17 protein-coding genes, 1 tRNA gene and 1 pseudogene are annotated in these 17,958 nt (G+C 69.5%); 8 read left to right on the forward strand and 11 right to left on the reverse strand.

Features of this window, described 5'->3' with window-relative positions:
* The first annotated feature begins 22 nt into the window (after window positions 1-22).
* Complete coding sequence (locus tag OG905_RS07260) at window positions 23-805, forward strand: RibD family protein (protein WP_328682092.1); 783 nt, start codon at window positions 23-25, stop codon at window positions 803-805.
* On the opposite strand, the pseudogene OG905_RS07265 reads toward OG905_RS07260, so the two are convergent.
* From OG905_RS07265 to OG905_RS07285, 5 genes and pseudogenes are all read right to left on the reverse strand, one after another.
* Window positions 800-1,732: pseudogene (locus tag OG905_RS07265) on the reverse strand (lysylphosphatidylglycerol synthase transmembrane domain-containing protein); the annotation flags it as partial. The gene OG905_RS07260 and the pseudogene OG905_RS07265 sit on opposite strands and share 6 nt — an antisense overlap.
* Window positions 1,729-2,637: a class I SAM-dependent methyltransferase gene (locus OG905_RS07270; protein WP_443043903.1), complete on the reverse strand. Its 909-nt coding sequence runs from the start codon at window positions 2,635-2,637 to the stop codon at window positions 1,729-1,731. The gene OG905_RS07270 and the pseudogene OG905_RS07265, both read right to left, overlap by 4 nt.
* Window positions 2,565-3,659: a glycosyltransferase family 4 protein gene (locus OG905_RS07275; RefSeq protein ID WP_328666829.1), complete on the reverse strand. Its 1,095-nt coding sequence runs from the start codon at window positions 3,657-3,659 to the stop codon at window positions 2,565-2,567. The genes OG905_RS07270 and OG905_RS07275 overlap by 73 nt, the downstream gene beginning before the upstream one ends.
* Window positions 3,656-4,054, reverse strand: a complete 399-nt coding sequence (locus OG905_RS07280; RefSeq protein ID WP_328666831.1) for a 6-pyruvoyl trahydropterin synthase family protein — start codon at window positions 4,052-4,054, stop codon at window positions 3,656-3,658. The genes OG905_RS07275 and OG905_RS07280 overlap by 4 nt, the downstream gene beginning before the upstream one ends.
* Window positions 4,055-4,117: 63 nt before the next feature.
* Window positions 4,118-5,095 carry a 3-hydroxyacyl-CoA dehydrogenase NAD-binding domain-containing protein gene (locus OG905_RS07285; RefSeq protein ID WP_328666833.1) on the reverse strand — a complete coding sequence of 326 codons (978 nt, stop codon included), beginning with the start codon at window positions 5,093-5,095 and terminating at the stop codon, window positions 4,118-4,120.
* Window positions 5,096-5,203: 108 nt separating this feature from the next.
* On the opposite strand from OG905_RS07285, the gene OG905_RS07290 reads away from it, so the two are divergent.
* The gene (locus tag OG905_RS07290; RefSeq protein ID WP_328666835.1) at window positions 5,204-6,025 is read left to right on the forward strand and encodes a CDP-alcohol phosphatidyltransferase family protein; all 822 of its coding nucleotides are present in this window, start codon (window positions 5,204-5,206) and stop codon (window positions 6,023-6,025) included.
* Here OG905_RS07290 and OG905_RS07295 read toward each other — a convergent pair.
* Entirely contained in the window at window positions 5,983-6,168 is a 186-nt protein-coding gene (locus tag OG905_RS07295) for a DUF397 domain-containing protein (protein WP_328666837.1), read from the reverse strand. The two genes, OG905_RS07290 and OG905_RS07295, sit on opposite strands and share 43 nt — an antisense overlap.
* Window positions 6,165-6,986, reverse strand: a complete 822-nt coding sequence (locus OG905_RS07300) for a helix-turn-helix domain-containing protein (protein WP_328666839.1) — start codon at window positions 6,984-6,986, stop codon at window positions 6,165-6,167. Before OG905_RS07300 ends, OG905_RS07295 begins: the two co-directional genes overlap by 4 nt.
* Window positions 6,987-7,438: 452 nt before the next feature.
* Here OG905_RS07300 and OG905_RS07305 point away from each other — a divergent pair, with 452 nt between their 5' ends.
* The 4 genes from OG905_RS07305 to OG905_RS07320 all read left to right on the forward strand — a co-directional run bounded on the left by OG905_RS07305 (window position 7,439) and on the right by OG905_RS07320 (window position 11,905).
* Window positions 7,439-8,263: a hypothetical protein gene (locus OG905_RS07305; protein ID WP_328666841.1), complete on the forward strand. Its 825-nt coding sequence runs from the start codon at window positions 7,439-7,441 to the stop codon at window positions 8,261-8,263.
* Between the two features lie 185 nt (window positions 8,264-8,448).
* Window positions 8,449-9,108 (forward strand): hypothetical protein, encoded by a 660-nt coding sequence (locus tag OG905_RS07310; protein WP_328666843.1) that lies wholly within the window; start codon window positions 8,449-8,451, stop codon window positions 9,106-9,108.
* Window positions 9,109-9,568: 460 nt separating this feature from the next.
* A complete protein-coding gene (locus OG905_RS07315; RefSeq protein WP_328666844.1) occupies window positions 9,569-11,398 on the forward strand; it encodes an AMP-dependent synthetase/ligase in 1,830 nt (609 codons plus the stop codon).
* Between the two features lie 153 nt (window positions 11,399-11,551).
* Window positions 11,552-11,905 (forward strand): DUF805 domain-containing protein, encoded by a 354-nt coding sequence (locus tag OG905_RS07320; RefSeq protein ID WP_328666847.1) that lies wholly within the window; start codon window positions 11,552-11,554, stop codon window positions 11,903-11,905.
* A gap of 201 nt (window positions 11,906-12,106) precedes the next feature.
* Here OG905_RS07320 and OG905_RS07325 read toward each other — a convergent pair.
* The 4 genes from OG905_RS07325 to OG905_RS07340 all read right to left on the reverse strand — a co-directional run bounded on the left by OG905_RS07325 (window position 12,107) and on the right by OG905_RS07340 (window position 14,109).
* Window positions 12,107-12,194, reverse strand: a tRNA-Leu gene (locus OG905_RS07325).
* 230 nt (window positions 12,195-12,424) lie between these two features.
* Window positions 12,425-12,571 carry a nuclear transport factor 2 family protein gene (locus OG905_RS07330; protein WP_328666849.1) on the reverse strand — a complete coding sequence of 49 codons (147 nt, stop codon included), beginning with the start codon at window positions 12,569-12,571 and terminating at the stop codon, window positions 12,425-12,427.
* A gap of 580 nt (window positions 12,572-13,151) precedes the next feature.
* Window positions 13,152-13,463 carry a hypothetical protein gene (locus OG905_RS07335; protein WP_328666850.1) on the reverse strand — a complete coding sequence of 104 codons (312 nt, stop codon included), beginning with the start codon at window positions 13,461-13,463 and terminating at the stop codon, window positions 13,152-13,154.
* 73 nt (window positions 13,464-13,536) lie between these two features.
* Entirely contained in the window at window positions 13,537-14,109 is a 573-nt protein-coding gene (locus OG905_RS07340; protein WP_328666852.1) for a hypothetical protein, read from the reverse strand.
* A gap of 314 nt (window positions 14,110-14,423) precedes the next feature.
* Here OG905_RS07340 and OG905_RS07345 point away from each other — a divergent pair, with 314 nt between their 5' ends.
* Together OG905_RS07345 and OG905_RS07350 are read left to right on the forward strand one after the other, a co-directional pair.
* Window positions 14,424-16,352 (forward strand): hypothetical protein, encoded by a 1,929-nt coding sequence (locus tag OG905_RS07345; protein WP_328666854.1) that lies wholly within the window; start codon window positions 14,424-14,426, stop codon window positions 16,350-16,352.
* A gap of 292 nt (window positions 16,353-16,644) precedes the next feature.
* On the forward strand, window positions 16,645-17,949 hold the full coding sequence (locus tag OG905_RS07350) for a DUF2254 domain-containing protein (RefSeq protein ID WP_328666857.1): 1,305 nt from the start codon (window positions 16,645-16,647) through the stop codon (window positions 17,947-17,949).
* The last annotated feature ends 9 nt before the right edge of the window (window positions 17,950-17,958 follow it).

A 17,958-nucleotide genomic window follows, 5' to 3' on the forward strand; every position in this document is an offset into this window, starting at 1 on the left:
GCTGGATGCGGCGGAGGCGTGGATGCGGTTGCGAGCCGTACGGTCCGAGGCGGACGCGGAGGCCGCGGGACTGGTCCTGGACCCGAAGAGCGGCGGGCGCTGGACGCAGGACGCCTCGCCCGAGGCCGAGTGGCTCGCGGAGCGCTATCTGCCGCTGTGCCTGGCCGGTCCGCGCGTGGCGTTCGCGCAGCTCGGGCAGAGCCTGGACGGTTTCATCGCGACCCGTACGGGCGATGCCGACTATGTCACCGGCGAGGAGGACCGCAGCCATCTGCACCACCTGCGAGCGCTGGCCGACGCGGTGGTCGTCGGTGCGGGCACGGCCGTCGCGGACGATCCTCAGCTGACCGTGCGTGCCTGCGCCGGGGCCAACCCGGTGCGCGTCGTCCTCGATCCGCGCGGCCGGGTGCCGCTGGGGCGCCAGGTGTTCACCGATGGGTCAGCCCCCACTCTGTGGGTGGTGGGCGCCGACAGTGGCCGCGACAAGTCCGTCCCCGACGGTGTCGAGGTTCTGACCCTGCCGGACCAGGACGCGTTCGCCCCGGGGCGCCTGCTGGACTCGCTCGCGCGGCGCGGCCTTGGCCGGGTGCTGATCGAGGGCGGCGGCGTCACCGTGTCGCGCTTCCTTCACGAGCAGGCGCTTGACCGGCTGTACGTCACCGTGGCGCCGGTCCTGATCGGTGACGGCGTCCCCGGGCTGCGCTTCGCCGGCCGGCCGGTGATGCGCGACGCGCTTCGCCCACCGGTGCGACGCGCCTTCCTCGGCGAGGACACGCTCTTCGAGCTCGACCTGCGGGCGACGTAGACGTGCGAGCCAGGGGCCGAGGAGCACGCCGATACCGGGCAGGCTTGCGGCGAAGGTGAGGACTCCGTAGACGACGGCTACGGTCAGGCCCTGGGCGGCGCCCAGTCCGGCGGCGCCGAACGCCCAGGCGGTGACGCCTTCCCTCGGCCCCCAGCCGCCTACGTTCAGCGGCAGCGCCATCGCGAGCAGGGCGAGCACCATCAGGGGAGCCAGCTGGGCGAACGGAGCCGTTGACCCCGCTGCCCGGGCGGCGAGCAGGAACATTCCCAGATGCCCCGCCAGCACCGCGACGGACGAGATCACCACTCCCGGCCAGCTGGCGCGGGCAAGCAGTCCGACGCGTGCTTCGGCCAGCGCGGTGCGGGTCGCCCGGTGCCATCGCGAGGTGCCGGGCTTCCCGCGCAGCCGGACGGCGACCGTGATCATCAGTGCGCCCGCGACGGCGACGGCCGCGGCGAAAACCGGCACGGTGGCGAGGTGGCGGGCCGCCGTCAGCGCCGGGGACGGCTGGGCGAGCAGCACCACCCCGCCGACGGCGATCAGGACCACCTGCCCCGCGGTCCGTTCGAGGACGACCGCGCGGACGCCCCGGCCGATGTCACCGGTGTTCTGCCCGTGCCGTACCGCGCGGTGCACATCGCCGAGTACGCCGCCGGGCAGCGCCGCGTTCAGGAACAGGGCCCGGTAGTAGTCCGCGACGGCCCTGCCCAGCGGCAGCCGGATGTCCAGGCCGCGGGCCACCAGGCGCCAGCGCCAGGCGCTGAACACGGTGGTGAGCAGGCCCAGCCCGAGGGCGGCCAGAAGGGTCGGTCCGTCGATCCTGCGCAGCCCGTCCAGGAAGGCGCCGGTGCCAAGACGCCACACCAGCACCGCGAGGATGCCCGCTCCGGCGAGCGTGCCGATGCGGGCTCTCGTCCGCCCGCTCATGAATTGCCACCCGTCGCGCTGGGCAGTGCCAGCAGATCGCTGTGCTGCACCACCACCGTCAACTCGCCCGCCGCGCACGCCGCCAGGCGGCGGCGCAGATACGCCTGGGCGCGGGGGGCCAGGGAGGGGCGCTGCTCGCAGGCGGCGCCGACCCAGCCGCGCAGCCACTGCGCCGTCAGCAGCGCGTCGTCGGCGCCGAGCTGCCAGGGGCTGGCGTGCATCCGTACCGTCGCGCCCTGCCGTACGAACGCTTCGGCGGCGAAGGTGAGTGCGTCGGGCCCCAGCAGACCGTCGCGTTGCTGGTGTTCGTTGAAGGCTTCGGCGATCTGGTCGTCCAGCGGCTCGGCCGGTGTCAGCTCGACCCGCCCCACCACGGACAGCGCCAGGAGCGCCGGGCAACGAGCCCCGGCGCAGGCCCGGGCGAGCGCCTCCACCTCGTCCCGGGTGAGTACGTCCAGCAGGGCGGAGGCCGTCACCAGCGAGGCACTGGCCAGGAGGTCAGCCGTCAGGTGGGCGATGTCGCCCCGTTCCGTGGTGACCGTGACGCCGCTGCCGTCGGCTGCCGTACGGGGAGTGTGAGCGGCCGCCAGGCGGAGGAGTTCGGGGTCGTGGTCGTGCAGGATCCAGTGCTGCGGGCCGGGGAGCCTGGGTGCGAGCCAGCGCCCCATGGAGCCGGTGCCGCAGCCGAGATCGCGGATCACCAGAGCGCCTGCCTTGTGGCCTGCCAGCCACTCTCGCAGCGGATCGAGGAGTTCGGTCGCGCGGGCGGCGGCGTCGGCGCCCTCCCGCAGCTCGAGCCACTCGGGGGCGTAACGGGGTGCGTCGGTCGTATTCACGCGGCCCTCCGGGGATCGAGTCGGACGTGTTCCAGAGCGCCCGCCAGATTGCGGGCCGTGGTCTCCCAACCGTCCAGCGCGGCGCGCCGGGCACCCGCGGCCGCCTTCAGCCGCCCGCGCAGGGCGGAGTCGCCGAACCAGCGGCGCAGCGCCGTCGCGAGCGCCCCGGCGTCTTCCGACCGTACGAGCAGGCCCGGCACAGTGCCGTCGGGCGCGTGCCCGACAGCCTCCGGGAGTCCGCCGACGGCCGTTGCCAGTACGGGAATGCCGCGGGCGAGCGCCTCGGTCACGGCCATGCCGTACGTCTCCGCGTACGAGGTGAGCACCAGGAGGTCGGCATCGGCGTAGGTCGCGTCGAGCTCCGCGCCGCGCTGCGGCCCGACGAGGTGCACCCGGCCGTCGAGGCCGGACTTTTCGATCAGTGCGCGCAGTTGGGCGACGTATGCGGGGTCCTGGCCGAGGCCCCCGGCGCACACGAGCGTCCAGGGCAGGTCCGCGACGTCGGCCAGGGCCTCCACCAGCCGGAGCTGCCCCTTGCGCGGGGTCACCGAGGCGACGCAGATCAGCCGCGAGGCGCCGTCGGTGCCGGAGGCCGGGGGCTCGATGTCGGCGCCGGGGGCGGCGACATGGACCCGGCCGGGGTCGAGCCCGTGGTGGGCCACAAGCCTGCGGGCCGCCCATTCGCTGGTCGCCACGACCGCGGGCACGGAGCGCAGGGTCCTGCGCTCCAGAGCGTCGAGCTCTGTCACCCGCGACGGTGCGAGCCCTGTCTCGTCGCCCAGCGGCAGGTGCACCAGTACCGCGATACGCAACCGTCCGGTCTCGGGGACGACGATGTCGGGAACGGCGCAGGCGACGAGTCCGTCGAGGAGGACGACGTCGCCGTCCGCAGCCCTCGCCAGGATGCGGGCCAGCTCGGCGCGGGCGTCCGCTCCGGCCTGGGGCCAGGCGCCCGCGACGGTGTGCTCGTGGACATGCCAGCCGATGCCGGGCAGGTCCCGGCACAGGCGGCGGTCGTAGATGTTGCCGCCACTGGGCGCGGCCGGATCGTCGACCCCGCCGGGCATGACGATGTGCACCGAGCGGCTCATAGCGATCGCTCGTAACTCGCCCAGGCGACATGCGACTCATGCAGGGTGACCGTGATCCCGGCCAGGCCGCGGGCGCCTTCGCCCAGAGCCCCCGCCTGCACCCGGTCGGCAAGGCGGTCCGCGATGACCTTGGCCAGGAATTCCGTACTGGTGTTGATGCCGGCGAAGTCGGGGTCGTCGTCGAGATTGCGGTAGTTCAGCGCGCCGACGACGGTGCCGAGTTCCTGGGTGGCCAGGCCGATGTCGACGACGATGTTGTCGGCGTCCAGTTCGGGGCGGCGGAAGGTGGCGTCCACGAGAAACGTAGCTCCGTGCAGGCGCTGCGCGGGTCCGAAGACCTCGCCGCTGAAGCTGTGAGCGATCATGATGTGATCACGGACGGTGATGCTGAACAAAGGACGACCCTCCAGGTGCGGTGGCACATCTGACCTGTAGTACGGCCGATCGGTCCGCGCTGTTCAGCGGTCGTACCGTACGCGCAGACACAACCCCGGAAGATCGCCGGAGGCAAGCCCCGGCAGCACATCCGGCAACTCGTCGAAAGCACACTCCGCAGTGATCAGCGCATCGAAGGCGGGATCGGCGAGCAGGTCGAGCGCGAGCGCGAGCCGGTCGGCGAAGGTCCGGCGCGAACCCCTGGCCGGGGACACCGTGCCCACCTGGCTGCTGCGCACGACGAGGCGGCGGGAGTGGAAGGCCTCCCCCAGCGGCAGGCTGATGCGCCGGTCGCCGTACCAGCTCAGTTCGAGGACCGTGCCCTCCGGGGCGAGGAGTTCCAGTGAGCGCGCCAGTCCGTCCTCGGTGGCGCTGGCGTGGACGACGAGATCGCAGTCGCCGGCGGCCTCCTCGGGGAGCGCGAAGTCGACGCCGAGCGCCCTGGCGATGTCCGCCCGCGCGGGATTGGCGTCGACGAGCTGGACGCGGACGGCGGGGAACCGGGCGAGTACGGCGGCGACACTGGCGCCGATCATGCCCGCGCCCACGACGGCAATGCGGTCGCCGAGCATCGGTGCCGCGTCCCACGCGGCGTTCACCGCGGTCTCCACCGTCCCGGCCAGTACCGCCCGGGCGGCGGGGACGCTGTCCGGCACTGGAGTGACAGCACTCGCGGGGACCACGAACCGCGTCTGGTGCGGATAGAGGCTGAAGACCGTACGGCCCACCAGCTCCCGCGGCCCCTCCTCCACAAGACCCACGTTGAGATAGCCGTATTTGACGGGCCCGGGGAAGTCGCCTTCCTGGAACGGCGCCCGCATCACGCCGTACTGGCTCTCCGGTACGCCGCCGCGGAAGACAAGGGTCTCCGTGCCGCGGCTCACCCCGGAAAAGAGCGTGCGCACCAGCACCTCGCCGTCGGCGGGGTCCGGCAGGGCGACCTCCCGGATCTCGCCGTGGCCGGGAGAGCGGAGCCAGAAGGCACGGGCGGCGCGCTGCATCGGCATCCTCCTGAACGATCGCGCGGTGATTAACGTACTGATCACTGAAGCCGCGGCCACGGTACGCGGGAATGATCGACTCTGTCACTCACCCGGAGGGTGCGCACGGTGGCCTTGAACAACGCGTACGACATGAGGCCGCTGCGGCACGAGACGGCCGTGGGAGCGGGCGCACAGCTCGCCCTGCTGGGTCTGCTCGGCACGGCCATCGGCCTGGGGCCGGCGGGCTGGCTGACGGGCCTGGCCTTCGGGGTCGCCACCTGGGCCGCCCTCACCCGCGCCCTGCGCCGCTCCTGGCTCGAGTCCTTCGGACCGGCCAATCGCGTGACCCTGGCCCGGGCGACGCTCGTCGGCGGCGTGACCGCGCTGGTCGCGGACTCCTTCGAAAGCCCGCCCCCGGTCACGGTCCTGGTCGCCCTCACCACGGTCGCCTTGATCCTCGACGCGGTCGACGGCAAGGTCGCCCGCCACACCGGCACGTCGTCCCCGCTGGGGGCACGCTTCGACATGGAGGTCGACGCGTTCCTCATCCTGGTGCTCAGCATCTACGTCGCCACGTCCCTGGGCCCCTGGGTGCTGCTGATCGGCACCATGCGCTACGCGTTCGTCGCGGCGGCGCGGGTGCTGCCGTGGCTGAACGGAGCCCTGCCGCCGAGCACGGCCCGCAAGACGGTGGCCGCGCTGCAGGGGATCGTGCTGCTGGTGGTGGGCGCGGGGATCCTGCCGGTCCTGCCTGCTTTCGGAGCGGTCTTCGCCGCGCTGGCGCTGCTGATGTGGTCGTTCGGACGGGACATCAGGTGGCTGTGGCGGGTGCGGGACGGGGAGGCGGCTACGGAAGTCCGCCGGTCGCCCGAACTGTCCCCCGCCTCCAACCGCCCGCAGGCGCTTCAGACTCCCGCGAACTCGATGAATGCGACCCACGCAGCCTGAGACACCGCGAACCGCGGCCCGTCCTTCTCCTTGGAGTCACGGACGTGGACGACGTCAGGCCGGCACGCAACCTCCACGCAGCTGTCGCCCTCAGAACCGCTGTAGCTGCTCTTGAACCAGTTGAGCTCGTCGTTGGTGCTCATAGCGCTCCTCGCATCCGCGTCAACAGGTCCGCCGAGTCCGCCGGGGACAGGGCCTGTGAGCGCATCTTGGCATAGCGCATCTGCATTACGCTGACCGCTTTCGGGTCGGAGTTCAGCTGACCCGTCTTCTGCCCCTCCGAGTAGCCCAGCCACTTGTTGTCCGGTGTCTCGAGGAGCTGCATCGAGCCGTCCGTACCGGCATGATGAGGCTGTCGCAGCGGCATGATCTGCAGCTCGACGTTCCACAACTCGGCGCAGGCGATGAGGTGGTCGAGGAGTTCCCGTGTGACGCTCTCGCCGCCCGTGTGCCGCAGCAGCACCGACTCCTCGATGATGAAGCTGAACGCGATGGGTGGCTGACGGGTCAGCAGCTGCTGTCGCTCCATCCGCGCGGCGATCCGCTCCTCGACCTCCGCCTCGGTGGGCGGCGGCGGAACGTTCAGCATCACGGCTCGTGCGTACGCCTCGGTCTGCAACAGGCCGGGCATCACCCGGCATTCGTACGTGCAGAGGCTGACGGCCGCGGACTCCAACTGGGCCCACAGCCGGAACCACGCAGCCAGGCCGGGCCGCCGCGACACATGTTGGGCCACTGCCCGCAGCACGCCGAACGAGTCCAGCGCCTCCTCAGCCCGCTCGACGAAGTCGCCGGGCGGCATGCGGCGCCCCTGCTCGATCGAGGCCACGCAGGCATGCGAGTAGCAGACCAGCGGCGCGAGCTGCTCCTGTGTGAGCGAGGCCCGCTCACGGAAGACCTTGAGGACGGCTCCGAACGCCTTGAGGCTGTCGGACTGTTCGGGTGCACTGCTGTTCGCCATGGGTGGCGACCCCCTTGTCGCGCTTGTCGCACTCGTTATGCGTGTACAACGAGCCCATGCTCACGTTGGGTTACTCATACCGTCCAGCGGGTGAGCTCGTACGGGGAGTGTGCGTACGAGTCGAGAAGGTGAAGAGGAGCCTGGGCTGCGCCGTCCTCGACCCGGCCTCGGCGCCGTTCACATTGCTCCCCTCGACGTCAGCAGGAATTGTCAACCGACCCAGGTCGAGCCTCGCGCACAGCCCTTTGAGCGAAACATTCGTGTCGCCCGTCATCGACCCCATGACCGTCCGTTAGGCTCGCGCCGCCACACAGGTTCCGATCTTCACGGAGGGCAGGACGGCGAGGATCAATCGCGAGCGTCTCGTCAGAACACTGACGTTCTGGCTGCGTCCCGCCTTCGCGTTGCGAGTCATCAACCGGTTTCAGAAGATCGTTGGTTTCGACCGCTCGATGGCCCTGGCGTCCAGCGCTCTCACCGCTCTGGTTCCGCTCACCATCCTCGCCAGCGCCGTCCTGGACGACTTCGTCCACTACGACTCCGCGGAGCGGATCATCAAGCGCTACAGCCTCACGGGGGCGGGCGCCGAGGCAGTCAACTCCCTCTTCTCCCCTGCCGAGAGCACCAGCACGAGCGTGGGCATCTTCGGGGTGGTGTTTCTGACGATCTCGGCGTTGAGCTTCGCACGAGCCTCGCAGCGGCTCTTCGAACAGACATGGGAACTCAAGCCCCTCAGCGTGCGCAACACACGAAACGGCCTGTGGTGGATCCTCACTCTTGGTGGCTACGCAGTGGTCACCGGGTGGCTCACCACATTTCATGACGGGAGCGCGCTGGGTCTGGTGACCGCGGTCGGCGAGGCATCGGTAACCGCCGTGTTCCTTGTCTGGAGCGGCTGGATCCTGTCAGCGAAGCGGATCACCTGGCTCGACCTGATCCCCTTCGGCGTCACCGCAGCCATTCTGACGGCGGTCTACTCCGTGGGCGCAACCGTCTACCTGCCGCGCCTCTTCAACGCGTCCGTCTCACGCTACGGGGTGTTCGGTGCCGTCTTCGCGATGATCTCGGCCCTCTTCGCGGCCATGCTCGTCCTTGTCGCATCCGCTGCACTAGGACGAGAAGTGCGAGACGAGCTCAGCCGGATCCGCCAGGGCGGGCGCCCTTCCGACCATGAGGTCCGCCAGCAGTGGGACAGCCTGGTCGAGCAGACACGGTCACGTTGGCACACGGCACGGGATCAGGTCTCTCATCGTCGGAGCAAGGGCTCGGACCACTGATGGGGCGGGGCGCCCGGGGGCCGGGGGCCGGGCAGTCATCAGGTCACACCGTCCGTGCCCCGTGACGGCCTTGTCCCGGCTCTGTGACACCAGGACTTCCAGTGCTGCGGTGCGACGAGGCCGTTGCTACGGTCCCGCTTCGGGGAGCGGCCGATTGGGCCGCCCGTGAACAGGGGGACGTCCAGATGAATGCCAACCGCCTCAGACCCGTTGCCCTCGCGCTCGCGGCCGTCGCGCTGACCGCTGTGCTCACCGGGTGCAAGGAGGACGCGTCTGCCGCCGGGGCGGCCGCGACGCCGAGCGCGGGAGCCAAGGCCACTCCGTCGCCAAGCACGACTGCCGGGAAGCCCGACGCGACGCCCGGCGTGGGCACCACGGCCCCCTCGTCGCCCGGTGCGGGCGGCAGCGGCACGCCCGCCGGCAAGCCCGGCGCCAAGCACACCGGATCAGCCGCGACCAGCGCGCCCGCCGCCGACTGCGCCGGCGAGCCGCCGAGCCCGGACAAGGTCGACCCCGACGAGATCGCGGTCTACCGAGTCGAGGAACTCGACGGCAGCACCGGGAAGGTGAACCTGGTCATTGAGCACGGGGCCTGGGGATGCCCGGGGAAGGACACTGACGGCGCGCCCTTCGTAGTGACAGGCGAGCACAGCCGCTGGGCTCTCGACCAGGCCGCCTATGTCACCGCCACCAACCCCATCACCGACAGCAGTGAGAACCAGCGGATCGGCGTGCAGGAGCTGATCGACTGGATCAATGCGCACCCCGACTCCGGCCTGGTGTTCAGGTACGAGACCGGCAAGGACGGCGCCATCCACCGCCTGGAGCAGGTCTTCGCGCCGTAGTCAGTGCGGAGCGCAGCTGGTCTCCGCACTGGCTGTACCCGTACGCGAGAGCAGCGCACAAGACCGACCTCCATCATCTCCTCGGTCCGCGCGGTCTGATGCGCGGTCGTCGGTACTCCCCCAGACGCGGATGTCAAGGCCCCGGACCAAGATCGGTCCGGGGCCTTTTCGCTGGTTCCCCGGCAGGATTCGAACCTGCGACATCCGCTCCAGGAGCGTGGTGGGGCGAGTTGGGCGCTGCCCTGGCTGACGCCGGCTTCGGCGCTTGCGCCACGTCAGCCCTGCCGGCAGCCGCGGTTCCCCGTGAGTCCCTGCACACAACACAGCTCCATTGGCGCGGCACGTGGTGCCGCCTGATTCCGATGTGTCCGAAAGCTAGGCAGCAACTGCTCCCTGCATGTACCTTTCGCTCCCTATGTTGCGTAGCGCGGCGCCCCAACACGGGGAAGGAAGGGGTGATATGCGAGGAAACGGTCCTCCCCTCCGTACCGAACCGCTTCGGTCAGGCGGCCTCGCCGACTCGGTGTACGAGACCGCCGAGCGCGACCCCTCCCTGGTGCAGCTCTCCCGACTGACCGGCATCCTGCCTGAAGCCTGGGAACCGGTTAGCGCGCAGCAGTTCCGCGACGACGTGATGGCCGTGGCCAAAGGACTCCTGGCCAACGGCATCCGCTTCGGCGACCGGGTCGCGCTCATGTCCCGTACCCGGTACGAGTGGACGGTTCTGGCCTACGCCCTGTGGTCCGTCGGCGTCGAGATCGTTCCCGTCTACCCCACGTCGTCCATCGAGCAGGTGCGCTGGATCCTGTACGACGCCCAGGTCCGGGCCATCGTGGTCGAGCATGAGAACCATGCGATGACCGTGGCGGCGGCCACTGACACCGAGACGCCGCTGTTCGCGATCTGGCAGATGGACCTGGGCTGTGTCGAGTCCCTGATCGACCAGGGCATCGACGTGGACGACGAATTGATCCACCGTCACCGCGCCGCCGTGATGTCCGACCAGGTCGCCGCGATCAGCTACACCTCCGGCACCACCGCCACCCCCAAGGGCTGCCTCATCACGCACGCCAATCTGGCCGCGGAGTGCGACATCCTGCTGGGAGGCTGGGGCGGGATCATCGCCGAGCCGGGCGTACAGCCGTCGATCCTCAACTTCCTTCCCGTCGCGCACATTTACGGGCTGATGGTCGTCGTCTGCTGTCTGCGCGGCGGCATCCGTCTCGGCCACCAGCCCGATCTGACACCCGAGACGCTGCTCCCGGCTCTGACCACTTTCCGGCCCACGTTCCTGTTCGCCGTCCCCTACATCTTCGAGAAGATCTTCCACAAGGCCCGCCGCGCCGCCGAGGACGCGGGCCACGTCAGCCTCTTCGACAAGGCCGCCGCCGTCGCGGTGCGCTACGCCGAAGCCGCGGAACGCCACGCCATCGGCTCGGGCCACGGCCCGAGCCCGTCGCTGAAGGTCCTGCACTCCGTGTACGACCGCCTGATGTACAGCAAACTGCGCGCCATACTGGGCGGCCAGGTCCGCAACGCGGTCTCCGGCGGCTCCACGCTCCGCAGGGAACTGGGGCTCTTCTTCGCGGGCACGGGCATCACGGTCTACGACGGCTACGGCCTCACCGAAACCTCGGGCGGGATCACTGCCCAGCCCCCGGGAGCGGTCCGCTTCGGCACGGTGGGCCGCCCGATCCCCGGCGCATCGGTCCACATCGCGGAGGACGGCGAGGTATGGGTCCGCGGCGACACGGTCTTCGCCGGATACCTCAACAACCCCAAGGCCACCGAGGCGGTCCTGCGCGACGGCTGGTTCGCCACCGGCGACATGGGCCATCTCGACGACGGGGGCTACCTCGTCATCACGGGCCGCAAGAAGGACATCATCATCACCAGCGGCGGCAAGTGCGTGGCCCCACTCCCCTTGGAGGAACAGCTGCGCCACCACCCGCTGATCTCGCAGTGCCTGGTCGTGGGCGACGACCAGCCTTACGTCGCGGCTCTGATCACGGTGGACCCGGAGGCGCTGGCGCACTGGCAGAGCCTCAAGGGCAAGCAGCCGGCGGGCGTCTCGGCGATGACGGACGACGAGGAGCTCCGGGCCCAGATCCAGCGGGCGATCTCGCGGGCGAACACCCGGGTCTCGAGGGCGGAGTCCATCCGGGCGTTCCGGATCCTGCCGAACGAGTTCAGTCAGGACGACGGCCTGATGACGCCGACGCTGAAGCTCAAGAGACGGGCGATCACGGGGGCGTACGCGGCGGACATCGAGGCGCTGTACATGCGCTGAGGGTTGGCTCACCGGCACCGCAGGAGCCGCCGCTCACGCTGCTGATCATGCGTCACAGGTAACGGTTTGACCCGCTCACTTCAAGCCACTACTTTCTGCGCACCGGCTTGCTCCAAGAGGACAGGCCCCATCGCGGTCCTTTGGGGGGACACAGTGAACTGGTACGTCGACGTACTCAAGAAGTATGCGGTATTCAGCGGGCGTGCGCGTCGGCAGGAATACTGGATGTTCGCTCTTTTCAACATCATCATCAGCGCCGTGCTGGCGGTCCTCGACAAGGTGCTCGGCACGAGCTTCCTCCAGCTGATCTACGCGGTCGGCGTGCTCCTTCCGGCCCTCGGCGTCACGATCCGCCGACTGCACGACACGGACCGGTCGGGCTGGTGGATCCTCATCGCGCTGATCCCGCTGGTGGGCTTCATCATCCTGATCGTCTTCCTGGCGACCGAGGGCAAGCGGCACGAGAACGCGCACGGCCCGGACCCGAAGGCCGTCGCGGCTTTCTGACGCTGATACGCCCCGGCCGGCGGGACCGCTCCCTGCCGGCCGGCGGCCTCACCGTCCGCTCGATTGCCCGTCAGCCCCGGCTGACGGGCAATCGTCGTTGTGCGCCGCACTGGACGGTGCGCCCCACGGCGCCGTCGCCACGCACAACGCAAAAGCGCCGGTCGGGACTGATCCCGACCGGCGCTCACAAGTAGCTGGTGCTGGTGTCCGAGGGGGGACTTGAACCCCCACGCCCGATAAAGGGCACTAGCACCTCAAGCTAGCGCGTCTGCCATTCCGCCACCCGGACAAGGTGACCGCGGTCTCCCGCGGCGGCATGGACAACAATACCAGGGGTTTGAAGTGCCCCTCACCTGTATATCCCGTGGTCAGTGGGGTGTGGAGGGGCTGGCCGAGCGCTTGTGGCACGCTCCACCACATCGTCTGCACGATCGGCATCGACTTGAACACTCTCCGTGAGAGTCAGCCCATGCTCAGGACCGTAGCGACCAGGGGTCGCTCCAGGGTGCGCAGTCCTATTCACTCGGTCACGGTGTCACCATGGCGATGGGCCACCCTCCACTCGCCGTCCTCACGGCGGTACACCTGGGTGGCCCGCAACGTGTACCTGCGCGGCTGTCCGTCAACGCAGGCGGAGATGTGCTCGAGGCCGGCCGTATAAGCCATGTCGCCCACAATGTCGTACGCCTGTAGTTCGTACGAATGACGTGCAGTCGGAGAAGCTCTTCCCTAGGGCCGCAAAGAGCTTTTCGAGCTCCCGCTGGCCATTGGCGTTGCGCCACGCCCCCAGGACGCTGACGGGCTCGTTGCGCGACCAGAGCCCCCGCCGGGGTGCGGCGTTGCCGTTGTGCAGCGCCAGCTCCGCCTCGTACAGGGAGGTCCCGACCCACGCCAGGAAGTCGTCGCGGTCGCTCATGCCTTCATCATGCTCCCGTCGATCGGCTCAGACAGAACCCAGGCGCGAAGGCCGTCGAACTCGATGTTCAGATGGCGTGGGTCCCCGCAGGATGGCGTCCTGGCGGTAGGGCGGAGGACTGTGCACCGACCGCGACTCGGACCGCCGCTCAACAGGCCCCGGCACCGCGGCCGCGCGTTGCGGCTCCCGTGCCTCCGTCGGCGTCCGGCGGGCCCCAGGTCTCGGCGTGACGCTGCGCATGGTCGCTCTCTCTTGGGAGCCAACTGCTGCCGGACAGACGAAAGGGCCCGGCTTCGTCGGCCGGGCCCCGCGGTGCGTGTGGCGGGCCGCTTATGGCGTGGTTGCGGCGTACTTCGCGGTGTGCGGTGTGCGGGTGGGCCGCAGGCTCCACCAGAAGCGACCGCGTGCGCAGCTGCGGGATCGCCGGGTGCGCTTGCGGGTGATCTTCACGTTGTAGCCGGTTGCGCGGTACCGGCTGCCGGCTGTGGTGCACCGGGCGATGAGGTGGGTCACCATCCCCGGCTTCATGTCGGCGGCGACCGGAGCGCAGTGCCACTCGCGGCACTGGTCGCACTTGAGGCACAGGTAGGTGCCGTCGGGGTGCTGCTCGAGGGTTCCGGGGAGGAGGGGCACTGTGGTCATCCGGTTCTCCTTGGAGGGGAAGGGCTCGGGCCCCACGCGTTCGCTGCCGAACGCGCGGGGCCGGGTGGATGGTTCAGGCCGCGTCGGGGCGCAGCCTGAACCAACGCGTCCGCCGGGCGGGCACGGGCGCTGTGGGAACGGTCGGCGCCGGCTGGTCGGCGGGGAACCAGCAGACGAGTGCTTCGCCGACGATGGCCAGTACGACCAGCAGCGCCCCGGTGGCGACCGGCAGCAGCTGAGCGGTCCAGTGCGGAGCTGCCGCGGGCACGGCGGTGGTTCCCGGCAGTGCGCCCACGCACATGCCGCCCAGCACGATGACCGCACCGAAGATCCGGGGGATGCGGTCGGCCTTCGCTCCGCGCTGGAGCAGCCGGTCCGTCAGACGGCGTACGAAGCGGCCGGTGATCCCGGCGAACACCACGCACACCGAGTACAGGGCGAGGCTGACGAGCGTGCCGTTGAGGCCGCACTTGGCCTGGACGGCGTGCGCGACGCCGATGTAGCCCAGACCGAAGCCCGTGGTGAACCACTCCGGCTGACCGCCGGTGAACTGAAGACGGTCGTTGGAACCGCTGCTGCGGATCCCGGGGATGCCTAGCGCCCACCGGCGTCGTGGGCTACCTTCGGGAGTGGAGATGTCCGGCATAATCGCTCCTTGGGCTGCTATGCCGGGGACCGGGGTGACTGCAGATCCCCCCGGGCCCCCTTCTTCGAGATCGGCCCCCGGACCCTGACGGGTCCTGGGGCCTCTTGCTTGTCCAGGATCGACTCGCCGGCGGCCTCAAACAAGCGCCGTAGAAGCGTCTTTGAAATGCGTTCGCGCAGGTCAAGACGGTGTCGATGTCATTGCGTAACGGGATGGGCACACTTCGCCAAAGCGCCGTTGCCGACCGGCAACGGCGCTGTTTACTTCACCCCATGACCCCGGGACAAAGCCGAAAAGACCCGCAAAATACAGCCGTGCCAGGCGAAGACCGAATACGCCCGGTCATCACTGACATCGACGACGCCGGTCAGCTGATCCGGTACGCGCTGGCTGCCCAGTTGGCCCGGCTGGACGATGTGTATGGGATATCCCAGACAGAGGTGGCTCTCGGGGCCGACAGCGCCTCCGCGAAACTGTCCCGGAGCATCCGCGACCTCGGTGCGCGCAGTAAGCCGACGGGTGAGCGGGGCACCCGCGAAGGCGAGTGGCTGCGCAGCCTCGACAGTTCCATCGTGGGGCAGGCGCCTCTCGACGCCGAGTCACTGGGCGGACTGAACTCGCTCGGTATCCGGCTGCGCGGTCTGACCAAGGAGGACAGCCTGGTCGCGCACCTCCCGGCCAACTGGACCTGGGAGATGCTGCAGGACACCGCGGACACCGAGTTCGCGGTGCTGGTTCACGCCTCCGCCCTGCTGTCCTTATTCCTGCCGATCTGCCAGGTGGGCCGCCGCGCGCCGACGCAACTGCGGGAAAAGTACAAGCACACCAAGATCCAGCCCCTCGTCCGACGCCTGGCGCTGATCGGCGGCGCTCCTCCGACCTCCCGCAACATCGACGCCCTGGTCCTCCTCGGGAGCCTGACCAAGTGCGCCTGGGACCGCGACCTGGGCGTCCTGATCGGCGACCTGCTGCGGGACTTACCCCTGGGCTTTCGACTCTGGCGGGCGCTCACCAAGCTGGTCCACCTGTGCGCGGAGAACCCCGCCTCCCACACCCACCTCAAAGGGTGGATCACCACCCTCCTGCACCGTGCCGAAGAGCTGCGGCAGACGAGCATCTATCCGGGACGCTCGCTGGACCTCGAACTCGCCATCGCCATCCCCGGCCTGTGGTCGCACCCTGACGGCCCGGACGGCGACTGGGTCCACACGCTCCTGCTCGAGCGGGCGCAGGACGACTCGGCCACGCTGAGAGAACGCGGCACCGCGGCGCTGGGGCTGTGGCAGCGCACCTTGACGAACAACCCCGAGCACCTCGAGGACGAGGTGCAAAGAGAGCGTGTCCGGGAGGTCGAGGCCGAACTCCGTGATCTCGTCGCCCAGTTCCGGCTTCCCGACGCCCGACCGGACGCCGCAGCGGGGATCCGCTGGGTGGCAGCCACCCTGGAGTACGTCCTCGACGAGAAGACCCCGGTCTGCAACACGTGGCCGGAGCCCGACCTGCAGAAAGATCCCTGGTTCCAGGTGGTGCAGGATGCGGCGGACTCCCTGGACGCCAGAGAGATTCCCGCCCGCATCCTGCAGCCGACCAAAGTCTTGTTCATGCACATGCTGCTACAGAACGCCGGCGTGCAGCGCCGGCAGGCCACGGACACGCTCCTGGTCGGCGGCTGGACCGAGGCGGTCATCGCGGGTCTCGCCCACGTACTGAAGCACGAGAAGAACGAATCCTGGCTCCGGGTCCGCGCCCTGTTCGCGATCGGCTATCTCCAGCGCCGGGACCACGCGGTGGCGAAGACCCTGATCGAAGCGTGCAAGGACGCGCATCAAAAACTGATGGCCGACCCCACCGGCGCGCAGATCACCGAGATGCACGCCGTGCTCTTCGCCATCGGTGACTGCTTCGGAGCCAGCTTCGGTGTACTTGACCGAAGCAACCTCAAGACCGTGCGCGACGGCATCACTCCCATACTCAGGGAGCTCGCGACGGGCGAGCTCACCAAGCACGACCAGCGTTTCTTCCCCGTGGCCAGGGCCCTGGTCTACCTCCTGACGTTCACTGCCCAAAACCGCCAGAAGGGCCAGAAGGGAAGGATGGATCTGTGCGAGGAACTGCTCAACTCGATGAGCGAGCACCCCGACGAACTGACCCGCTGGTTTTGCGAATGGACACTCCGATTCCGATTCACTGAGGACGGCACGGTCCAATCGCTTATGCGTGCGGCCGACGCCGAAGACGGCTGAACCGTCCAGCGAAAGACCGAGTCCGCGGCGCATCGGCGTGCGCCGGTGTGCCACGCGGGCACGGCTCTCCGCATGAGCGGGCGCTGCGCCGGCGCGCACACGCCGGGCGATCGCTCGGACGCCCTCCCCGTTGCCGGTGCCCCCTGCGGTCCGCAGGGGGCACCGGCAACGGCTGGTCAAATGCTGCTGACCGGTCCACTCAGAGCTTGCCGGCCACAAGCTCGTGCCCACGCCGCGCAGCCGTACAGCGTGTATCGGTACACCTTCGCACCGTGACGCTACCGTCGGCTGCGTGAGTGATCGCAGCTATCCACGACCCCACGTCCTATCGCCCCTGCGCGAGCATCTGCGGGACACCTTCTGGTTCGCGCCGACCGCCGGGCTGGTCCTCGTCGTCGTGCTGTGGGGGGCGGCCGCGGAGCTGGACACATGGATTGTCTCCTCTCTGCAGGACCAGCAGGAGTACGAGGCCGTCGAGAACCTCATCGCATTCGCCGACGATGCCAAGACCATCGTCGCCACGATCAGCTCGGCGATGATGACCTTCATCGGTGTCGTCTTCAGCATCTCGCTGGTGGCTGTCCAGATGGCGAGCGGGCAGCTCACCCCCCGCGTGGTGCGGATCTTCGTACGGAGCCGGATCACCAAGGCCACGTTCACGGTGTTCCTGGCGACCTTCGTGCTCTCGCTCCTGGTGCTGGCGTCGTTCGAGAGCCAGGCGGATCCGCACAAGGTCACCTCGGTGCCGTTCGTGCAGTCGGTGCTGACCATGATGATGGTCGGGCTGAGCCTGCTGCTCTTCATCGCCTTTGTGACGTCGATGCTGCGGCTGATGCAGGTCGGTCCCGTCGTCGACCACATCGCCCGGGAGGCCATGCACGCGGTGGTGAGACAGCCGGGCGGGGAGCGGGAACCGGCGCCGCTCGCGGCGGAGAGTGCGTGGGTTCCGTACAGCGGGCGGGCCGGGGTACTGCGGGATGTGAATGTCGCGCGGCTCGTACGGATCGCGAGGCGGCAGGGGGTCGTGCTGCGGCTGATCCCTCGGATCGGGGACTTCGTCGTGCCGGGAACGCCGATGCTGGCCGTGCACGGGACGGCGGAGCTCTCGCGGCGGGCGTTGGGTTACACCGTGTCCGTGGGGGTCGAGCGGACCTCTCATCAGGATCTCGGGTTCGGGCTGCGGCAGTTGTCGGACATCGCGCTGCGGGCCCTGTCCGCCGCCGTGAACGATCCGACGACCGCGGTGCAGTGTCTGGACCGGATCGTGCAGTTCCTGACGGTGGTGGCGAGGAAACCCCTGGGGGCGGTGCACCACCGGGACAGCAAGGGCGAGGTGCGGCTGGTGCAGGACCTGCCCGGGTGGAGGGATCTCGTGGATCTCGCTCTCGTCGAGGTACGGCTGCATGCCGCGGGCAATCCGCAGGTCAGCCGGCGGTTGCTGGCCGGAATCGACGACCTGCAGCTGATCGTGCCCGAGGAGCGGAGGGAGCCGTTGATCCGGCATCGTGCGCTGCTGGTTGAGGCAGTCGAGCGGGCCGTGCCCCAGGTGGCCGAGCGGGAGTTCGCGCTCCTGCCCGACCGCCAGGGGATCGGCTGAGGCATCACG

Origin of the sequence: Streptomyces sp. NBC_00322 (genome assembly GCF_036147535.1) — a bacterium.
Taxonomy (GTDB): domain Bacteria; phylum Actinomycetota; class Actinomycetes; order Streptomycetales; family Streptomycetaceae; genus Streptomyces.